The 18,762-nt window shown below is 62.7% G+C and carries 19 protein-coding genes; 4 read left to right on the top strand and 15 right to left on the bottom strand.

The window, feature by feature from the left end; translation table 11 throughout:
- Window positions 1-13: 13 nt before the first annotated feature.
- The 13 genes from MRBLSP13_RS21205 to MRBLSP13_RS21145 form a co-directional block, all read right to left on the bottom strand.
- Window positions 14-514 (bottom strand): L,D-transpeptidase family protein, encoded by a 501-nt coding sequence (locus tag MRBLSP13_RS21205; protein WP_363756501.1) that lies wholly within the window; start codon window positions 512-514, stop codon window positions 14-16.
- Window positions 511-1,569 (bottom strand): GTP cyclohydrolase II, encoded by a 1,059-nt coding sequence (ribA, locus tag MRBLSP13_RS21200; protein WP_363739676.1) that lies wholly within the window; start codon window positions 1,567-1,569, stop codon window positions 511-513. The genes MRBLSP13_RS21205 and ribA overlap by 4 nt, the downstream gene beginning before the upstream one ends.
- Window positions 1,569-2,366, bottom strand: coding sequence for an exodeoxyribonuclease III (gene xth, locus MRBLSP13_RS21195; RefSeq protein WP_363756499.1), 798 nt, complete (start codon window positions 2,364-2,366; stop codon window positions 1,569-1,571). The genes ribA and xth overlap by 1 nt, the downstream gene beginning before the upstream one ends.
- Window positions 2,367-2,650: 284 nt before the next feature.
- Window positions 2,651-3,304, bottom strand: coding sequence for a LolA family protein (locus MRBLSP13_RS21190; protein WP_363756497.1), 654 nt, complete (start codon window positions 3,302-3,304; stop codon window positions 2,651-2,653).
- A 588-nt stretch (window positions 3,305-3,892) separates the two neighbouring features.
- The gene (locus MRBLSP13_RS21185) at window positions 3,893-6,214 is read right to left on the bottom strand and encodes an FtsK/SpoIIIE family DNA translocase (RefSeq protein WP_133654456.1); all 2,322 of its coding nucleotides are present in this window, start codon (window positions 6,212-6,214) and stop codon (window positions 3,893-3,895) included.
- Window positions 6,215-6,392: 178 nt separating this feature from the next.
- Window positions 6,393-6,884, bottom strand: coding sequence for a GNAT family N-acetyltransferase (locus MRBLSP13_RS21180; protein ID WP_363739681.1), 492 nt, complete (start codon window positions 6,882-6,884; stop codon window positions 6,393-6,395).
- Window positions 6,885-6,894: 10 nt separating this feature from the next.
- Window positions 6,895-7,824 (bottom strand): DMT family transporter, encoded by a 930-nt coding sequence (locus tag MRBLSP13_RS21175; RefSeq protein WP_363756495.1) that lies wholly within the window; start codon window positions 7,822-7,824, stop codon window positions 6,895-6,897.
- A 40-nt stretch (window positions 7,825-7,864) separates the two neighbouring features.
- The gene (locus MRBLSP13_RS21170; RefSeq protein ID WP_363756493.1) at window positions 7,865-8,143 is read right to left on the bottom strand and encodes a hypothetical protein; all 279 of its coding nucleotides are present in this window, start codon (window positions 8,141-8,143) and stop codon (window positions 7,865-7,867) included.
- A complete protein-coding gene (gene ispG, locus MRBLSP13_RS21165) occupies window positions 8,140-9,300 on the bottom strand; it encodes a flavodoxin-dependent (E)-4-hydroxy-3-methylbut-2-enyl-diphosphate synthase (RefSeq protein WP_133654459.1) in 1,161 nt (386 codons plus the stop codon). Before ispG ends, MRBLSP13_RS21170 begins: the two co-directional genes overlap by 4 nt.
- A 51-nt stretch (window positions 9,301-9,351) precedes the next feature.
- Window positions 9,352-10,656, bottom strand: coding sequence for an OmpP1/FadL family transporter (locus MRBLSP13_RS21160; RefSeq protein WP_363756559.1), 1,305 nt, complete (start codon window positions 10,654-10,656; stop codon window positions 9,352-9,354).
- 397 nt (window positions 10,657-11,053) lie between these two features.
- A complete protein-coding gene (gene pgmG / locus MRBLSP13_RS21155) occupies window positions 11,054-12,448 on the bottom strand; it encodes a phosphoglucomutase/phosphomannomutase PgmG (protein ID WP_363739689.1) in 1,395 nt (464 codons plus the stop codon).
- A gap of 19 nt (window positions 12,449-12,467) precedes the next feature.
- Window positions 12,468-12,914, bottom strand: a complete 447-nt coding sequence (locus MRBLSP13_RS21150; protein WP_363739691.1) for a molecular chaperone DnaJ — start codon at window positions 12,912-12,914, stop codon at window positions 12,468-12,470.
- A complete protein-coding gene (locus tag MRBLSP13_RS21145; protein WP_363739694.1) occupies window positions 12,914-13,720 on the bottom strand; it encodes a division plane positioning ATPase MipZ in 807 nt (268 codons plus the stop codon). Before MRBLSP13_RS21145 ends, MRBLSP13_RS21150 begins: the two co-directional genes overlap by 1 nt.
- A 110-nt stretch (window positions 13,721-13,830) precedes the next feature.
- On the opposite strand from MRBLSP13_RS21145, the gene panC reads away from it, so the two are divergent.
- Window positions 13,831-14,676 (top strand): pantoate--beta-alanine ligase, encoded by an 846-nt coding sequence (gene panC, locus MRBLSP13_RS21140; protein WP_363739696.1) that lies wholly within the window; start codon window positions 13,831-13,833, stop codon window positions 14,674-14,676.
- Between the two features lie 25 nt (window positions 14,677-14,701).
- On the opposite strand, the gene MRBLSP13_RS21135 is transcribed toward panC, so the two are convergent.
- On the bottom strand, window positions 14,702-15,142 hold the full coding sequence (locus MRBLSP13_RS21135) for a CopD family protein (RefSeq protein WP_133654465.1): 441 nt from the start codon (window positions 15,140-15,142) through the stop codon (window positions 14,702-14,704).
- A gap of 14 nt (window positions 15,143-15,156) precedes the next feature.
- Window positions 15,157-16,218 carry a uroporphyrinogen decarboxylase gene (hemE, locus tag MRBLSP13_RS21130; protein ID WP_363756491.1) on the bottom strand — a complete coding sequence of 354 codons (1,062 nt, stop codon included), beginning with the start codon at window positions 16,216-16,218 and terminating at the stop codon, window positions 15,157-15,159.
- A 289-nt stretch (window positions 16,219-16,507) separates the two neighbouring features.
- Here hemE and MRBLSP13_RS21125 point away from each other — a divergent pair, with 289 nt between their 5' ends.
- Genes MRBLSP13_RS21125 through aroE form a run of 3 tightly spaced genes read left to right on the top strand, consistent with a single transcriptional unit; the run spans window position 16,508 to window position 18,744 of the window.
- A complete protein-coding gene (locus tag MRBLSP13_RS21125) occupies window positions 16,508-17,329 on the top strand; it encodes a pyruvate, water dikinase regulatory protein (RefSeq protein ID WP_133654467.1) in 822 nt (273 codons plus the stop codon).
- A 3-nt stretch (window positions 17,330-17,332) separates the two neighbouring features.
- Complete coding sequence (locus MRBLSP13_RS21120) at window positions 17,333-17,926, top strand: Maf family protein (RefSeq protein ID WP_363739701.1); 594 nt, start codon at window positions 17,333-17,335, stop codon at window positions 17,924-17,926.
- On the top strand, window positions 17,923-18,744 hold the full coding sequence (gene aroE, locus MRBLSP13_RS21115) for a shikimate dehydrogenase (RefSeq protein ID WP_363756489.1): 822 nt from the start codon (window positions 17,923-17,925) through the stop codon (window positions 18,742-18,744). Before MRBLSP13_RS21120 ends, aroE begins: the two co-directional genes overlap by 4 nt.
- The last annotated feature ends 18 nt before the right edge of the window (window positions 18,745-18,762 follow it).

Genomic DNA, 18,762 nt, shown 5'->3' with positions numbered 1-18,762 from the left:
CCTGCGCAAAACTCTAATGGATTTCCATCAGGTCACCCGGCACGAGCAAAGGCAACAGACGGAGCATATCATCCCGCTCCACCGCCACGCATCCGGCGGTGGGCCTTCCTTCGGACAGGTGGAAGAAGATCGCGCTCCCCCGCCCCGGCACCGGGGGCGCGTCATTATGCCCTAGCACTATGATCACGTCATAGGCTTCATCGTTCCGCAGCAGATTTTCCGCCGAAAAGTCCCGCGGCAGATGGACGGGCCGGTTATAGGCCGGATCAGCTACGTCATCGGACCAGCCATCACCCTCCCGCACCCAACGCCAGGGCAGGCGGATATCCGCCGCCTCCACCTTGCCCCGCCGCAGCAACACGCCCCGGATCGGCCAGCGCCCCAGCGGCGTGCAGCCATCCCCTTCCCGTTTGTCGGCGGCCGCACAAGCGCCGCCGCGCCCGATCGTGCAGGACATCTCCATGTCACCGAAGGAAAGACGCCCCGCACCCGTGTCGACGCGGACGACATTCATAGCTGATGGCCGGTCCGGTCCCGCTTGGTGGCGAGATAGCGTTCATTATGGGGGTTGGACGGCAGGATGATGGGCAGCCGCTCCGCCACCTTGATCCCGGCGGTCTCCAATCCGGTCACCTTGTTGGGATTGTTGGTGAGCAATCGCACCTCCCGCACGCCCAGCAGGTCGAGCATGCGTGCCGCCACCGAAAAATCGCGTGCATCAATCGCGAAACCCAGCCGCACATTGGCGTCTACCGTGTCGAAGCCCTGATCCTGCAGGGCATAGGCGCGCAGCTTGTTGACGAGGCCGATGCCCCGGCCCTCCTGCCGCAGATAGAGCAATATGCCCCAGTTCGAATCCGCAATCTGGTGCAATGCCTGGTGCAATTGCGGCCCGCAGTCGCATTTCAGCGATCCCAGCACATCTCCCGTCAGGCATTCGCTGTGCAGCCGGACGACAGGCGGCGACGAATCGCGCCGGCCAATGACCAGCGCAACATGTTCGCGCGGTTCATCGGGGCTGCGAAAGGCGATGATCTCCGCCATTTCGCTGGCCGACACGGGCAGGCGCGCGCGCGTGGCGATGGCCAGATGCACGGCATCGTCATAGGCGTCGATGTCCGCAGCGCTCACCTCTGCCTCGACGTCGCCGTCGGACGTCACGAAATAGGCCGGCAATATGCCCGCCAGCCGCGCCAGCCGCAGCGCCGCCTTGGCCGCAGACGGCGCCGCCAGCGGCTTTGCCATGAACGGCCCCTTGAGCGGCGAACCGAGGTCCAGAACCGGATCGGAGATCGCCGTCGCCACGTCGACATCGATCCAGGGCGCGCGCGCCACCAGCACCGGCATATCGGGATCGGCCGCCGCCAATTGGTTGGCGAGCTTCAGCGTCTGCGCCCGCGCGGCCGAGATCAATATGTCGGCTTCAGCGCCCGGATCGAAGCCGGCAAGCGTCACCGCATCGGCCCCCTCCACCGCCATGAGGCGCAAGACCCCATCGGCGGCCTGCACCCGTACCGGCCAGCCCCGGCGCAGCGCGTCAATGGCGCGGGCGGCGGTGCGGGCGCTCATCAGAATGCAAATTCCGTGATGATCGGCACATGGTCGGACGGCCGCGTCCAGCCACGAATGGGTTCGACCACGCGGTGGCCGACGGCCTTTTCCGCGACGTCCTGCGTCATCCACATATGATCGAGCCGTCGTCCGCGATCCGATTCCGCCCAGTCGCGGGCGCGATAGCTCCACCAGGTGTAGAGCCGCTGCGGCGCGGGGTGGAATTTGCGGCCGATATCAACCCAGTTGTTCGATTCCTGCAAGCGCGCCAGGATCTCGCATTCGATGGGCGTGTGGCTGACGACGTTGAGGAGCTGCTTGTGGCTCCACACGTCGCATTCCATCGGCGCGATGTTGAAATCGCCCGTCAGGATGGTCGGCTTGTCCTCCAGCGTAGAGGACCATTGGATCATGCGCTCCAGGAAATCGAGCTTCTGCCCGAATTTCGGATTGACCTCCCGATCCGGCACGTCCCCGCCGGCGGGCACATAGACATTCTCGATCCTGACGCCATTGTCCAGCCGAACGCCGACGTGGCGCGCCTCTCCATTGGCCTGCCAGTCCAGGCGATCATCTTCCCGGATCGGGACCTTCGACAGGATCGCCACGCCATGATGCATCGGCTGGCCGTTCAGCACCTGATGATTATAGCCATGCTGCCGAAACAGGCCCGCCGGGAAGGTGTCGTTCACCACCTTCGTTTCCTGCAGACACAGGACGTCAGGCGATTCCTCGGTCAGAAAGCGCTCGACAATTTCGAGCCGGGCACGAACGCTGTTGATATTCCAGGAAGCGATGCTGAGTGTCTGAGGCATGGCTGATCCACTAGGACCCTCCGCCGCCCCGCGCAAGAGTGGCGGATCGCTGATGACCGGTTGGGATACGGCCCGGGACGGAACGAAAAGGCCCCCGCTCCGGGGGCATGGAACGGGGGCCTCGATCGCGCCCTTGAAGCGCTTTGCGGCGGGAGCGGGGTTCCGGGTAACAGGGGGGAAATCCCGGTTTCGTCTCGCGCCGTGGAGTTCCTTCTAGGGTTCTGGATATGAGCCTCAGATGAACGATTTTGAAAAGTTTTCGACCCGTCGCGCCTGTGCCCCGTTTAACCGCCAGCGGCGCGACCCTTGGGCCGCGGATCGATCCAGCGGAAAGCGGAATCGGCCACCGGCACCCCGTAACGCTGGTTGCTGAGCTTCACCGCCGTTCGGTTGTTCTGCGAATCCAGCGCCACCCAGCCATAGAGCTGCAGACCCGCCGGGCTGGCGGCATCGCGTTTGAAGATCATGGTGATGGTGCCATATTCCGGCCGCTTGGGATCCCGGGCCTGGACCGATAATATCGTCGGGTCGCCGGTCTGGATCACCTTGCCGAATTTGGACAGGTTCTTGGACGGATCGATCAGCGCGCCCAGAGGCGAATTGCCGATCGGCCAGCGTTGTACCTGACGCACTTCATAATCGATCATCGTCAGCGCCTTGCCATCTCCGACGATCAACAAAGGCACGCCCTTCTGATATTGAAAACGGATCTTGCCCGGCTGCTTGAGGGTAAGCTGGCCCGTCAGCGTCTGGCCGTTGCGGTCGGTCTGGGCGAAATCGGCGGTCATGGTGGTGACGGCGCGGATATAGGCGTTGACCTTCGACAGGTCGGACTGGTCCGCCTGCGCGAGTGCCGGGATCAGGGGCGCCGCAAATGACGCGACGGTCAAGGTCAGGGCAGCCAGCGTCAGGGTGCGGGGCGCAGACATGCGCTTCATGCAATCGTCTCCGGTTGTTCAGGATGAGGATTCTAGGTGGCAGGGCTTGAACCCGCTGTGAACCCCTTCGTTCCTGTCGTGCAACGAACAGAACGATAAGGGTCGGAAGCAGCCGGACGGTCTGGCTGGTCCAGAACAGCCCAGTCCGCATCACAGCCAGAGAAAAACGGGAAGGGGGAGAGCGACATGGTCGCTCAATCCCCCTCTGCTCCCGCTTCGCCATTGCCGGTCTTTCCGGCGGCCCCTCTCCCAATTTATTTTTTTAGGCGCTGCGGTGAGCGACCCCTGCTTAGTCCGATGCGACGACAAAAAAAAGGCCGATCCGAAGACCAGCCCGAAAGTTTTTAGGAGAGGATGCCTGAAAGGCAGGGTCTTTTTCATCCAAATCCCGTTCCTTCGCAAATGCGAAGAACCGAGGGACGATTGCATGAAACGCAATCATCCTTGGAAAATCGCGATTTTTCCCGGCACTGCCGGCTTTTGGCGCGAGGCCATTTCGCGGAATCACACGCAAAATTCGGTTTCAGAGCGAAATGGGCAGTGGTTTTTTGGCATCAGGCCAAATGAAATTTTTCTGCGCTCACGGTGTCAGAGCGGATTGCCATTCTCGTCACGCAGCACCTCGCGGCGGCCGACATGGTTGGGGGGGCCCACCAGCCCCTGCTCCTCCATCTGCTCGATGAGGCGCGCGGCGCTATTATAACCGATGCGCAATTGCCGCTGGAGCCAGCTTGTCGACGCCTTCTGATTTTCGAAGACGAGCTGGCATGCCTTGCGGAAAAGCTGCGCATCCGGGCTGTCGTCGCCCAGATCCACGCCATCCAGCGCAAAACTGCCTTCCTCCGGCTCCTCGGTGACGGCGGCGATATAGTCGGGCTGGCCCTGGGCGCGCCAGTGATCGGCCACCACGCGCACTTCATCGTCCGACACGAAGGGACCGTGCACGCGCATCAGCCCCTTGCCACCATGCATGTAGAGCATGTCGCCCTTGCCCAACAGCTGCTCGGCGCCCTGTTCGCCCAATATGGTTCGGCTGTCGATCTTCGACGTGACGAAGAAGCTGATGCGGGTCGGCAGGTTGGCCTTGATGACGCCGGTGATGACGTCGACCGACGGACGCTGCGTTGCGAGGATGAGGTGGATGCCCGCCGCGCGCGCCTTCTGCGCGAGCCGCTGGATCAGGAATTCCACTTCCTTGCCCGCCGTCATCATCAGGTCGGCAAGCTCGTCCACCACGACCACGATCTGCGGCAGAGGCTGGAAATCGAGCTGTTCCTCCTCGTAAATGGGCTTGCCGGTTTCGGGGTCGTAGCCGGTCTGCACCCTGCGGCCGAGCGGCTTGCCCTTCGCCTTGGCCGCGCGGACCTTTTCATTATAGTTGGCAAGGTTGCGGACGGAAATCGACGCCATCATGCGATAGCGGTCCTCCATCTGCTCCACCGCCCATTTGAGCGCCCGGATCGCCTTGGCCGGCTCCGTCACCACGGGGGAGAGCAGATGCGGAATGTCGTCATAGGTCGACAGTTCCAGCATCTTGGGATCGATCATGATGAGCCGCAACTGATCGGGCGTCATGCGGTAGAGCAGCGACAGGATCATCGCGTTCAGACCCACGGACTTGCCCGAACCCGTCGTACCGGCGATCAGCAGATGCGGCATCGGCGCCAGATCCGCGATGATCGGCTCCCCCGAAATATTCTTGCCCAGGATGATCGGCAGGGTCGCTTCCTGTCCGAACTGCTCGCTGGTGATGAGTTCGCGGAAGGACACGCCCTCCCGGTTCGCATTGGGCAGCTCAATGCCGATCACGGTACGTCCGGGAATCGTCGCGACGCGCGCCGAAAGCGCGGACATGTTGCGCGCGATGTCGTCGGCCAGCGCGATTACGCGGCTCGCCTTGATGCCCGGCGCCGGTTCCAGTTCGTACATGGTGACGACCGGGCCGGGACGAACCTCGACGATATTTCCCTTCACATGGAAATCGTCCAGCACGGATTCGAGCAGACGGGCATTGCGCTCCAGCGCAGCCTTGTCGATCTTCTGCCCCTGGCTGGCGGGGGTCGGATTAAGCAGGTCCGGTGACGGCAGGGAGCTGTTTCCGAACAGGTCGTCCTGGCTGACCGGCGCCATTGAGCGTTGCACGGGCGCGGGTTTGGGCGTCTGGATATTGATCGGCGGCTTGGGTTCGTTGGTCACGGTCCGGCGCGGCGTCGCGACGCGCTCGAACAGCTCGTCATCTTCATCCGCATCGGCTACCGGCACAGGAGCAGGAAGAGCGAAAGCAGGCCGTGGCAGCGCCAGGCGTGGCAGCGACGGTCGGCGCAGCGCGATGATCGGCTTTTCAAGAGCGAGGCTGCGATACCAGAGGACAAGACCCGCGATCAGCGTCAGGACGATCAGGATGCCGGTGATCCAGCCCTGCGCGGCTGGAGCCTGCGCGGTCAGGCTGGCGACGCCGCGTGCCGTGACCAGCGCGATGATGCCGCCCCAGCCCGACGGCAGGCCGACCAGTGGATTGGTCTGGAACAGCGCCAGCGCGATACCCAGCAGCACGATGCCGGCAAAACATTTGCCGAACTGCGCCTTCCACCCGCTCATGTCCTGATCACCCCACAGCCGTCGTGCCGTAATCGCCATCAGCGGCAGCACCAGCGCCACTGGCACGCCCAGCAGCCAGAGCAGGAAATCCGCGACCCAGGCACCCGGCGCCTGCATGATATTCTGCACATGATCGCCCGCCACCGTGTTCATTGACGGGTCGCTCGGCTGATAGCTGAGCAGCGCCAGCGCCAGGAACAGGGTCGCCAGCAACAGCGCAATCGCACCGATCAGCGCGCCGCTGCGGATCAGGCTGCGTTTCAGCATTTCACGCCATTCCGGCGTGCGTTTGGCTCCGCGGCTGACAGCCATGGCAGTCCTTGTCCCCCAAATGTTCCGTTTCGGCACAATGCGCCGGGGAGGGAGTCTCCGTCAAGAGTCCGGCCCTCGGCTCGTCTTGCGGACTCCGTAAGAATCCTCGGGCACGGATCAGAACGACAAAAAAGCCTGGCGAACGGAGGCGTTACAATGATTGCCACATTACCGGACATCAGCGTGCAGGATGCGCTGATGCGAGGGCGGCGAGCGCTGCGCCATCGACGCGCTGCACCGTCCACTCGTCCATGGGCCGCGCGCCCAGCGAGCGGTAAAAGGCGATGGACGGTTCGTTCCAGTCCAGCACCCACCATTCCAGCCGCGCGCAATCCCGCTCCAGCGCCAGTTGCGCGAGGCGCGAGAGCAGCGCCTTGCCTGCGCCCAGCCCCCGCGCCTCCGGGATCACGAACAGATCCTCCAGATAGAGGCCGGGTCGCCCCTCGAAAGTCGAGAAATTGTGGAAGAAGAGGGCAAAGCCGATCGCGCGCCCTTCATTTTCCGCGATCAGCACCTCGGCCATGGGACGCGGGCCGAACAGATATTTATCGAGGGAGGCGCGGTCGGCCTTCACCTCATGGGACAATTTCTCATAGTCCGCCAGGGCGAGAATGAAGGCGTGGATCGTAGCAAGGTCGGAGGAAACGGCCTCGCGAATGGTGACGGACATGCTCTTCCTTTCAGGCAACGGACGGTTCGACATGGGGCGGTTCGGTCGGTCCTGCACGGGATGCGATGAGGCACCCCACCACGATCAACAGCGCGCCAGCAAGGGTAGTCAGGGTGAGCCGTTCGCCAAAGGCAAGCCAGCCAATGACCGCCGCCCAGAGGAAAGCCGTATATTCCACCGGGATCAATCGCTGCGCCTCCGCCCGTGCATAGGCCCAGGCCAGCGCGGTGAGCGAGGTGAAGGCCAGCGTCGCGGACAGCAGCACCAGCGCCCATGACGGCGCGGCCGGCACAATCGGCATTTCCTGGGCAAGAACGGCGAAAAGGGAGAATACCGCCAGCATCACCACATGCTGGAAGAAGGCCACCTCGATCGGGGACGCAAGCTGCGCCTGCTGGCGCTGAAGGACCAGGTTCCAGGCGAACAGCACCGCCGACAGCAGCACCGCGCCCGCGCCCAGAAGTGCATTTGCATCATAGCTGCCCCGCATTCGCCCCGACAGGATGAAGGCAACGCCGATCAGTCCCAGCAGAGACGCGCCAATGGCTCGTCGCCCGATCCGTTCCTTGAGCAACAGGGCGGCGAGATACAGGGCGATCAGCGGCGCGATGAAGGACAGGGCGATGGCCTCGGCCAGGGGCATCCGCATGATCGCCCAAAAGAACAGGCTGGCCATGACCGCCACCACCGTCCCGCGCAGCATATGAAGTCGCAGCACGGTCAGATGGGGCCAACGTTGCCGCGTCAGCAGCATCAGCGCCAGTCCCAGCAGGCTCCCCGCCATGGCGCGCCAGAACAGCGCATTGAACAGGCCGATGGAAAGGCTCAATCCCTTCATGGCCGCATCCATCACCGAAAACAGCGCTACTCCGACGCAACAGACCGCGAATGCGAGGGGAAATGCAGTCGCCGATGCGGCGCGGTGAGTATCGCTGCCCATGATATGCCTAATGGATGCGGAACGCGGTGAGCCGGCTCCGTCAGTCGCGGTTCTTCCAGATCAGGCGCCCGACAGTCAGTTCGTCGATCTGGAGACGGGCAATGCGCGCCCGGCCGATGCGCATGCGGCCGACGACAACCGCACCGACGGCCAGCGCACCCAGAGTCAGCGCTCCAATCGCCAGGCTGCCGATTGCTCCGGCGCCCAGAGCGGACGCGCCGACCGCTGATGCACCTGCCTTCTCCACGGCGTGGCCAGTCGGCATGGCCGTGCCCGGTTGCACCGCCTCTTCGTCAGCATCAGGCAAGCGGTCCGTCATTCCGCCGCTTCCGCCTTGCCTGCATCGGTCGTTTCGGCTTCCAGCTTCGCCGCTTCGATCTCCGCCGCCTTGGCTTCGACAAGGTTGACGATATGGTCGATCATGCCTTCGTCCTGGATCGTATGATCGGTGAGGCCGGACAGATAGACCATATGCTTGCCCGCCCCGCCGCCAGTCAGGCCGATGTCGGTTTCCCGCGCTTCGCCGGGACCGTTCACCACGCAGCCCAGGACCGACAGCGAAAGCGGCGTATGGATATGCTGAAGCCGTTCCTCCAGAGCCTGGACCGTGCGGATCACATCGAAACCCTGCCGCGCACAACTGGGGCAGGAGATGACCTTGACCCCCCGTGTGCGGATGCCGAGCGACTTCAATATCTCATAGCCGACGCGGACTTCCTCTTCCGGCTCCGCGGAAAGGGAAACGCGGATCGTGTCGCCGATCCCGGCCCAGAGCAGATTGCCGATGCCGATGGCGCTCTTCACCGTGCCGCCGATCAACCCGCCCGCCTCGGTGATGCCCAGGTGCAGCGGGCAGTCCACCGCTTCGGCCAGTTGCATATAGGCGGCGACCGCCAGGAAGACGTCGCTGGCCTTCACCGCCACCTTATATTCGTGGAAATCCTGATCCTGCAGCAGCTTGATATGGTCGAGCGCACTTTCGACCAGCGCCTCCGGACAAGGCTCACCATATTTTTCGAGCAGGTCTTTTTCGAGGGAGCCTGCGTTCACCCCGATGCGGATCGAACAACCATTGGCCTTGGCCGCGTCGACCACCTCCTTGACCCGCGCCTCGCTGCCGATATTGCCGGGATTGATGCGCAGGCAGGCCGCGCCCGCATCGGCGGCTTCCAAGGCGCGCTTATAGTGGAAGTGAATGTCGGCGACGATCGGCACGCGGGCGGCGCGGACGATCTGCTTCAGGGCAGCAGTGGACGCCTCGTCGGGGCAGGAGACGCGGATGATGTCCACGCCCACTTCCTCGCAGCGGCGGATCTGGTCGATCGTCGCCCTGACGTCATGGGTCGGCGTGTTGGTCATGGTCTGCACCGTGACCGGAGCACCGCCGCCCACCGGAACATTGCCGACCATGATCTGGCGACACTCTCGACGAGCAATATCGCGCCAGGGACGCAGGCCGGGATTATGGTCGGACATGAAATAGGGGCTCCGTTCTGATGGAGCCCCTATAGGGATTATTGGATCAAGTTAGAAGCGTGCGGTGAGCGATGCGCCGATCTGGTCCGCATTGCCGCTGGTCTGAGACAGGGTGGTCGCCGTCACTGTCGCTGGCGCGGGATAATAGCTGTCGGGACGGATGATGTTGGCCTTTTCCACAAATGTATGGGCATAGCTGAGGTTCAGCGCAAAGGCCGGCGACACGTTGAAGGTGGCGCCAGCCGTCAGCCATGCACGGTCGCCATCAGGCACGCGCGTCGTCAGATGCTGGGAATTGGTCGGCGTGCGGTCGAACATCGTGCCCGCGCGCAGCGTCAGAGCCGGGCTGACGTCATATTCCCCACCCAGGCTGACGCTGTAGCTGTCCCGGTAGTCCAGTTCCTTGTTGCTGGTACCGGTGGCGGTCGTGATGGCGATGCCCTTGAACGTCGACCAATTGTACCAGCGGGCGCTGATCATCGCCCGCAACCGGGGCGTCAGGCGATGCATGAAACCGATGGTGACGATGTCGGGCAGGTTGAGCGGCGCGGACGCGTCCAACTCGCCATTGGCCGCAGCGATCGGTCCAAGCAGGCCCGAAATGCTTTGCGTGCCGGTCAGCTTGTGCTTGATCGCGGAACGGTAGGAAATGCCGACATTGGTGTCGCCATTGGTGTAGAACAGGCCCGCATTCCAGCCGACGCTCCAATCATCACCCTTTAGTCGCGCGAAGCCGTCGGCGGGCGCCAGGGGAGAAAGCTGCGGCAGGGCGTTGGTCAGCGTCGCCTTCACATATTGTACATCGACGCCGCCGCCGATCGAGAAATTGTCGTTGAGCTTATAAGCCGCGCTGGGCTGGATATTATAGGTCTTGAGGTTGGTGTAGAGCGAGTCATAGCGCCCGAAAAACCCGTCGTCATAATCGAGCTTCAGCCCGAACGGGGCATTGACGCCAAGGCCCAGCCACAGCCGGTCGGTCGCCTGCGCCGTAATATAGAAGCTGGGAATGGGAATGACCTTTTCGAACGGCTGCCCGCCGTCATTGCCGCTTACCGGCACCCGTGCGCCAGGCAGGGTGGGAACGGTGCGATAGGTGCCGCGATTGGCCTGATGCGCGGACGCCATCAGCGCGATGCCGCCGATAGAGGTCTGGACACCCGACAATTCCGTCATGGCCGCAGGATTGAAGTAGATGGTCGACGGATCGTCCGCCGCCGCGCCCGCGCCTGCCAAGGCACGCCCGGTTTCCTTGGGCGCCTGCTCCTGAAGGTAGAAACCACCTGCCAGAGCCGGAACAGGTGCCGCGCATATGCCCGACAACAGGAGGCTCGCAAGGATGGGGCGGCGGAAGGGCATGGTGAATCCTCTCTTCAAACTCGTCACTGGCAAATGGCGTTCGCGGCAAAGTGATCCGCTCAAAGCCTCGCCCTATTAGCAATATGGTTAAATTTTCGTTCGAAAAGCCCTAATTTGCGCCGTTTCTGGGCGTCCGGCGGTCAAAATGCCAAGCGACGCTACGGCAGGGAGCGAAAAAGCAGCACTTCTTCAAACGAAAAAAAAGCCGCCCCGAGGGACGGCTTGAAAGTTTTAGGAGAGGATGCCTGAAAGGCCTTTTCCTTTTGCGGTGCAGCGCTTTATTTCGCAAATGCGAAAAGCTGATGCCTGGTTGCGTTTCATGCAATCGTCACTGGTCTGCATGAATTCCGTAACGTAAATCTGGCTGACAAACCGCGCCATTTTTTCCATTCATCCATCAGTGATCGGCTTCGGAAATCCGAATCACGCCCGAATCGGCCAGTTGCGCATCGATTTCCGCGACCAGGCGGCCCAGACCTTCCTCGTCCTGCGCCTCGGCACGCGCAACAAGCGCATCCTGCGTGTTGGATGCCCGTAACAGCCACCAGCCATCGGCCGTGCTGACCCGCAGGCCATCGGTTTCATCCATGCTGGCGCCCAGGGTTCGCAATCGCGCCCGCACTTCCTCCACCACCGCGAATTTGCGGCTCTCCTCGACGGGAAAGCGGATTTCGGGAGTGTTGACCATGACGGGCATTTCGTCATGCAGGTCCGATACGCTGCGGCCCAGCCGGGTCAGCCCCCGAATAAGCCGGACCGCGGCATAAAGGCCGTCGTCAAAACCATAATAATCGTCCGCGAAGAAGATGTGACCGGTCATCTCCCCACCCAGGGGAGCAGCAATCTCCTTCATTTTGGACTTGATGAGGCTGTGCCCGGTCTTCCACATCAGCGGTCGCCCACCCAGCGCAGAGATTCGGTCGAACAGGGCCTGGCTGGCCTTCACATCCGCGACAATCACGCCATCGGGGTGATCCTTCAGCACCAGTTCGGCGAAGATTCCGAGCAACTGGTCGCCCCAGATCGTCCGACCCTTGCCGTCGATCACGCCGATCCGGTCGCCATCACCGTCGAAAGCCACTCCGAAATCGAGTTTCTTCGAACGGACAAGGGCCTTCAGCTCGGCCAGATTGGCCTCGACAGTGGGATCGGGGTGATGATGGGGAAAATGTCCGTCTATCTGGGTGAAAAGCACATGATGCTCACCTGGCAGGAGCTTGACGAGCTTGTCCACCACCGGCCCGGCCGCGCCATTGCCGGCGTCCCAGCCAATACGCCAGGCAGCGCCGTCGAACCGCTCCACCAGCCGCGCGGCGTATCGGTCCATGATATCGACCGTCTCAACCCGGCCGCCACGTCCGCTCCCCGTCTCGCTCCAGTCCCCCGCCGCAGCCATGGCGCCCAGATCGGCAATGGCCTCGCCAAAAAAGGCATCATGCTGAAGCACCAGCTTGAAGCCATTATGATCGGGGGGATTGTGGCTGCCGGTTATCTGAATGCCGCCATCTACATCCAGGACCGCTTCGGCATAATAGAGCATGGGCGTCGGGCCCAGTCCTATGCGCAGCACATCGGTGCCGGCGTCCTGAAGGCCCTGGACGACCGCTTGTTCGAGCGCCGGGGAACTCAACCGTCCATCATAGCCCACCGCGACCCTTGATCCGCCAGCCCGCATGACGATCGTCCCGAAACTGCGGCCTACGGCATAGGCATCGGCCTCGCTCAGCGTCCGTCCCATGACGCCCCGAATGTCATATTCGCGTAGGAGCGTGGGATGAAAGCGATGGGCCATGACATCCTCTCCTTAGGTTTCAGGGGGTTTTGTGACGCTGCGTTACTTCCTGGATCAACAGGTCACGCGCCGCATTGATCTGGGCGGCCAGCGCTTCGGTGCCACCCTTGTCCGGATGGACCGAGGCGATAAGCCGGCGATGCGCGGCGCGGATGGCGCGGGCATCGGCATCCGACCCCACGCCCAGCAGTTTGCGGGCCTCGACGATCGCCTGCGGAGCAATGGTTTGCGTGGCGGGACCGCTCGATCGAGCCTTTGCCCTGCCCGGCCGGCTCCTGGCGGAAAAGAACAGCGCGGCACCAATCAGCAGCGGTGCACCGACCAGCGGCTTGCCCTTGGCCGCCATGACCGCGCCGACCAGAGCGGCACCCAGCGCCATCCCATCCTTTGCGGTCATGCGTTGCAATCGTCCCGTCCAGACAAGCCAGGCGGCAAGCCCGATCAAAGCCAGGGCAAGCAGACCCATCAGGCCGCGCCGAGGAGATCCATCGGCGCGACCTCGTCACGCGAGGGAAGGGCAAGACCCGACACCATCTCGCGCAGTTCCTGCCGTGCGGCGATATGGCTGACGCCCAGTTCACCCAGATGCCCCTTGTCCAGCAGCGTCAAGCCCGACGGGAAGAGTTCGCGGAAGATCACGCGCTCCGACAAGCCTGGAATCACGCGGAAACCGACCCGGCGCGACAATTCCATCAGCGCGTCGCCCACCCGCTTCTTGTTGCGCGCATCATGATGCTGGACACGATTGCGCAGCACCACCCAGTCGATGGTGACGCCGTCGGCCTTGGCGCGGGTCTTGCGCGCCTCGAAGATCAGCTCGGAATAGAAGGAGAGCCGCTTCACCTTGAAGGTTTCGGCGTCGACCTGCCCGATCAGGTCGAAATCGACGAAGCTGTCGTTCATCGGCGTCACCAGCGTATGGGCGCGGGCAGCCATGTGACGGGCATAGTCATCGTCGCGGCCGGGCGTGTCGATGACCAGGAAATCCTTGTCCTGCGCCATCGCAGCGGCCTGTTCGTTCAACGCTTCGACACTGTCGCCCGTGAACACCGCGAAATCGGGGGTAGGCAGGTCGATGGCACGGCGGCGCGCGGTGTCGGCGCGGTTTTCCATATAACGGGTGATGGTGCGCTGGCGCGGGTCGAGGTCGATCATGCCGACGCGATGACCCAATACCGTCAACGCGATGGCCGTATGCACGGCCGTGGTGGACTTGCCGGTTCCGCCTTTCTCATTGGCGAAGACGATATGGTGCGTTTGGGCGTTCGCCATCGGACCTTTGTAACCCCGTTGATTGTCGCAATGATTCTTGACCGTTTCAGCCGGTCGTGCCTTTAGCAGGATGTACCCCTGATGATGCCCTTATCGGAGCCGTTCCTGTCGTGCAAACCCTCCGTGACCTGCCTTCGCTGCGCACTGCTGTCGATACGCTGAAAAGCGACGGAAAACCGCTGGCGCTGGTGCCCACCATGGGCGCTTTGCATGACGGGCATATGGCGCTGGTCGAGGAAGCGCGCCGCCATGCCGGGCATGTCGCCGTGTCGGTCTTCGTCAATCCGCGCCAGTTTGGCGTGAACGAGGATCTGGACGCCTATCCCCGGCGCGAGTCCAAGGACGCGCAGATGTTGCAGGCGGCCGGAGTGGACATCCTCTGGGCGCCAAGCGTCGAGGTCATGTACCCGGCCGGCTATGCCACCAACATCTCCGTCTCCGGCCTCACCGAAGGGCTGGACGGCGCGGCGCGACCGGGCCATTTCGACGGCGTGGCCACGGTGGTGACGAAGCTGTTCAACCAGGTCCGTCCCGATGTCGCGCTGTTTGGGGAAAAGGACTATCAGCAACTCGCCGTGATCCGGCAGATGGTGCGCGACCTGGACGTGCCCATCGAGATCGTCGGGGTGCCGACCCAGCGAGCGGAGGATGGATTGGCGCTGTCGTCGCGCAACGCCTATCTGACGGAAGAAGAACGGAAGGAGGCGCTGGCTCTGCCCCGCGCCCTGGGCGAAGCGGCCCGGCAGATGAAAAATGGCGCGACCGTCGAGGCTGCCCTCGCCAAGGCGATCACCTTGCTGGCGGCCCATGGATTCGACCCGATCGATTATGTGACGCTGTGCGACGCGGTGACTCTGGAACCGATGTCGGTGCTGGACCGTCCGGCAAGGCTGCTGGGCGCTGCGAAGATCGGCAAGACGCGGCTGATCGACAATATTCCGGTCGATCCGGCGTGACCAGGCACGCCAGATCTGATCGACATCAGAACGGCTTCACGATCACCGCGATAACGATCACGGCGGCGGCAATTCCCGGAACTTCATTCAGCAACCGCAACTGCTTCTCGCTGAGCGGACGCTCCCCTTTGGCCAGCTTTTTGACATAGCCTGCGATCCAGCCATGATAGGCCGACAGGCCCAGCACGAAGAGCAGCTTCAGATGGAACCAGCCGAAGTGCCATGCGCCGATCTCCACCATCAACATCAGGCCGAAGATCCAGACCAGGATGATGGACGGGTTGAGGATGATCCTGAGCAGCCGCCGTTCACGGTCGATCCATTTTCTATCCTCGTCGGACCCCACCGGACATTGCTGGTGATAGACGAAGAAGCGCGGCATCATGAACAGGCCCGCCATCAGGAAGATGACGAAGATGACATGCGCGGCTTTGACCCACAAATAGGCTGCTCCCAGATAAGGCATGGTCCAATCTCCCGCTATGACCGCGTCCGGCGCACATAGCTAAGCAGCGCTTCCACATGATCAATGGGGGTGTCGGGGAGAATCCCGTGGCCCAGGTTGAAAATGTGCGGTCGCCCGGCAAAGGCGGCACGGATGTTGTCGACGGCTTCTTCCACTGCCTTGCCGCCGGCGATCAGTGCCAGGGGATCGAGATTTCCCTGCACCGGCAATCCCTGCGGCAGCGCGCGGTTCGCCCAATGCGGATCGACGGTTTCATCGACGCCGACGGCATCGACGCCTGTTCCCACGGCGTAATCCGCCAGCTTGGCGCCGGCGCCCTTGGGAAAGCCGATCACGGGAATGGTGGGGTGGATCGCCTTCAGCTTCTCCACGATCCGCCTGTTGGGCTGGATCACCCAGCGTTCGAACTCCAGCGGGGCAAGGCTGCCTGCCCAGCTGTCGAAGAGCTGCACGGCCTCTACCCCCGCGTCGATCTGGCCGGAAAGATAGACGACCGTAGCGTCGATGATCGCATCGATGATCGCGCCGAATTTCTGTGGTTGCTGATAGGCGAGACGGCGGGCTGCACCCTGGTCCTTGCTGCCCTGCCCGGCAACCATATAGGTCGCGATGGTCCAGGGGCTGCCTGCAAAGCCGAGAAAGGTCACCTGGGGGTCCAGCGCCGCCCTGACCCGTCGCACCGTCTCATAGACCGCCTCGTAGCGGCTGAAGTCGGGTTTGAGGGCCGACAGTTCCGTTTCCGCCAGGACTGGGGCCAGCCGCGGGCCTTCCCCGGCTTCGAACCAGAGATCCTGTCCCATGGCATAGGGCACGATCAGAATATCGGAAAACAGGATCGCGCCATCGAAACCAAATCGCCGCAGGGGCTGGAGAGTCACCTCCGCCGCCGCCGCGCTGTCATAGACGAGTTCCAGGAATCCGCCTTTTTCGGCTCGCAAGGCCCGATATTCCGGCAGATAGCGGCCCGCCTGCCGCATCAGCCAAATGGGCGGCACATCGGGGCACTCGCCTTTCAGGACTGAAAGCAACGGCTTGGCGGATGGCCCATTCGAACGGCCGGCATCAGGTCCCGTCATAGACTCTCTTATATTTAGATTCAAAAAAGGATGATGGAGATAGTAGAGCGGTTGGCAGCGGGGTTTATGCGCTGTGCCCCGATTTGCCAACAACTTGACTCCTTGAGGCGGCTGATTCCCGTCCGAGTCAGTCCGTTTATTCCCGTTATCCACAGCCTGTGGATCAAAATCACCGCCTGTTTGCGGCCTGTGGACAAGATTACCGGAATCGAGGAGGGCGATAAGGCGCTGATTTTCCCCGCAACCTATCCCTTGCTTTATCCACAGCCTCCCCACAGAGATATGCTTCATGTCGCGCATCCATCTCCACCTGCTTTCGGACTCTACCGGCGAAACGCTGGAAAACATTGCCAAGGCTGCGATCGGCGCTTTCGAGAATGTCGAAGCCGTACGCCATTTCTGGCCGATGGTACGCTCTGATGTCCATCTCGACCGCATCATGGAGGAGATCGCCGCCAATCCGGGCCTGGTTCTGTTCACCCTGTCCAATCACCAGCTTCGCCGACGCCTGGAGACGCGCTGCCGGGCGCTCGGCCTGCCGCATGTCGCCGCGCTGGACAGCGTGACTGACGCACTCTCCAACATATTGGGTCAGGAAACGCGCAACCGGCCGGGGCGCAAGCATATATTGGACGAGGCTTATTTCGCCCGGATCGAGGCAATCCAGTTCACCATAGCCCATGATGACGGCGTGGGTCATGAAAATTGGGAAGAGGCAGACATCGTGCTGGCGGGGGTGTCGCGCGCGTCCAAGACACCTACCTCCATCTATCTTGCCAATCGCGGATACAAGACCGCCAATATTCCGTTGGTGATCCAGTCGCCACCGCCGCGCAGCCTCTATACGCTCAAGCATCCGATGGTAGTCGGGCTGACCGTCAGTCCGGAACGGCTGGTGCAGATTCGCCGCAATCGCCTGCTCTCGCTGAACCAGGCGCCAGAGACGAGCTATGTCCACATCGACAGGGTGCAGGAGGAGCTGGCCTTTGCCCGGCGCATGTTTGCGGACAATGGCTGGCCGGTGATCGACATGACTCGCCGTTCCATCGAGGAAGCAGCAGCCGCCATCATCAACCTGTTCAACGACCGCGTTCTGGCGGAAGGGAGTTAAGTCATGATCGTGCTGGCATCGCAAAGCGCGAGCCGCCGCGCGCTGCTGGAAGCGGCGCAGGTTCCGTTCGAGGCCTTGTCTCCCGGTGTCGATGAGGAGGCCGCCAGGGATGCACTGCGCGCTGACGGGCTGGATGCGCGGAAACTGGCCGATGCCCTGGCCGAACTGAAGGCGTTGCGCGTGTCGCGCCGGGTGCCGGGCGGACTGGTGTTGGGCTGTGACCAGACCCTCAGCCTCGACGACGGCACGATGATCGACAAGGCGGTCGACCGTGCCGATGCGGAGCGCATATTGAAGCTGCTTTCCGGCCGCGTGCATCATCTCCACAGCGCGGCGGTGATCGCCCTGAACGGCGAACCGATCTGGCGCCATGTCGAACGGGTGCGGATGACGGTGCGACCCTTGTCGGACGCGTTCATCGCGTCCTATCTCGATGGGGATTGGGAGCAATGCCGCTGGTGCGTCGGCTGCTACCGGATCGAAGGGCCGGGCGCGCAGCTTTTCAGCCGGGTCGAAGGCAGCCAATTTGCGATTCAGGGCCTGCCGCTGCTGCCTTTGCTTGACTTTCTGCGCATCCGGGGCGTTCTGGCGGCATGACCGATACGCTCCCCTATGCCGAAGTGATCGGTGATCCGATCGCGCACAGCAAATCGCCGCTGATCCATAATTTCTGGCTGGATGTGCTGGGAATAGAGGCGGAATACAGGAAGACCCACGTCACCAGCGAGGGTCTGGCCGCCTATTTCCTGGCGCGGCGGGCCGATCCGGACTGGCTTGGCTGCAACGTCACGATCCCGCACAAGATCGCGGTGATGGACTATACCGACGATCCGGGTGGGGTGCGTGACCGGATCGGTGCCATGAACACCATCGCCAGCGAAACGGGCGGGCCGTTGATCGGCACCAATACGGATGCTGGCGGGTTCCTGCAGCCTTTATTGCGTGACAAATGGAAGGGGCAGCGCGCCGTTCTGGTCGGCGCTGGCGGCGCTGCGCGGGCGATCCTGTTCGCGTTGATGAGCCTTGGGGTGCCGGACGTCACCGTCATGGCGCGTGATCCGGCAAAGGGGCAGGCATTGCTGGACCGGGCAGGATTCAACGGCCGCGTGATCGGCATGACCGATCCGCTGCCCCAGGCCGACCTACTCGTCAACACCAGCTCGCTCGGCATGATCGGCCAGCCAGTGCTGGATCTGGATCTGGCGCCCCTGGGTGCCGAAGCGACGGTCTATGACATCGTCTATGCGCCGCTGGAGACGGAGCTGCTCAAGGCGGCGCGCAGGAGGGAATTGAAGACCCTCGACGGGTTGGAGATGCTGATCGGGCAGGCGGCCCTGGCCTTCGACATCTTCTTTGATGCAGAGGCGCCCCGCGATCGGGATGAGGAATTGCGCGCCCTGTTGCTCGCCGCCTGATGTCGATGAAGATGATGG

Source organism: Sphingobium sp. LSP13-1-1.1, assembly GCF_040676415.1.
Lineage (GTDB): Bacteria > Pseudomonadota > Alphaproteobacteria > Sphingomonadales > Sphingomonadaceae > Sphingobium.
This window is presented reverse-complemented; position numbering and strand designations above follow the sequence as displayed.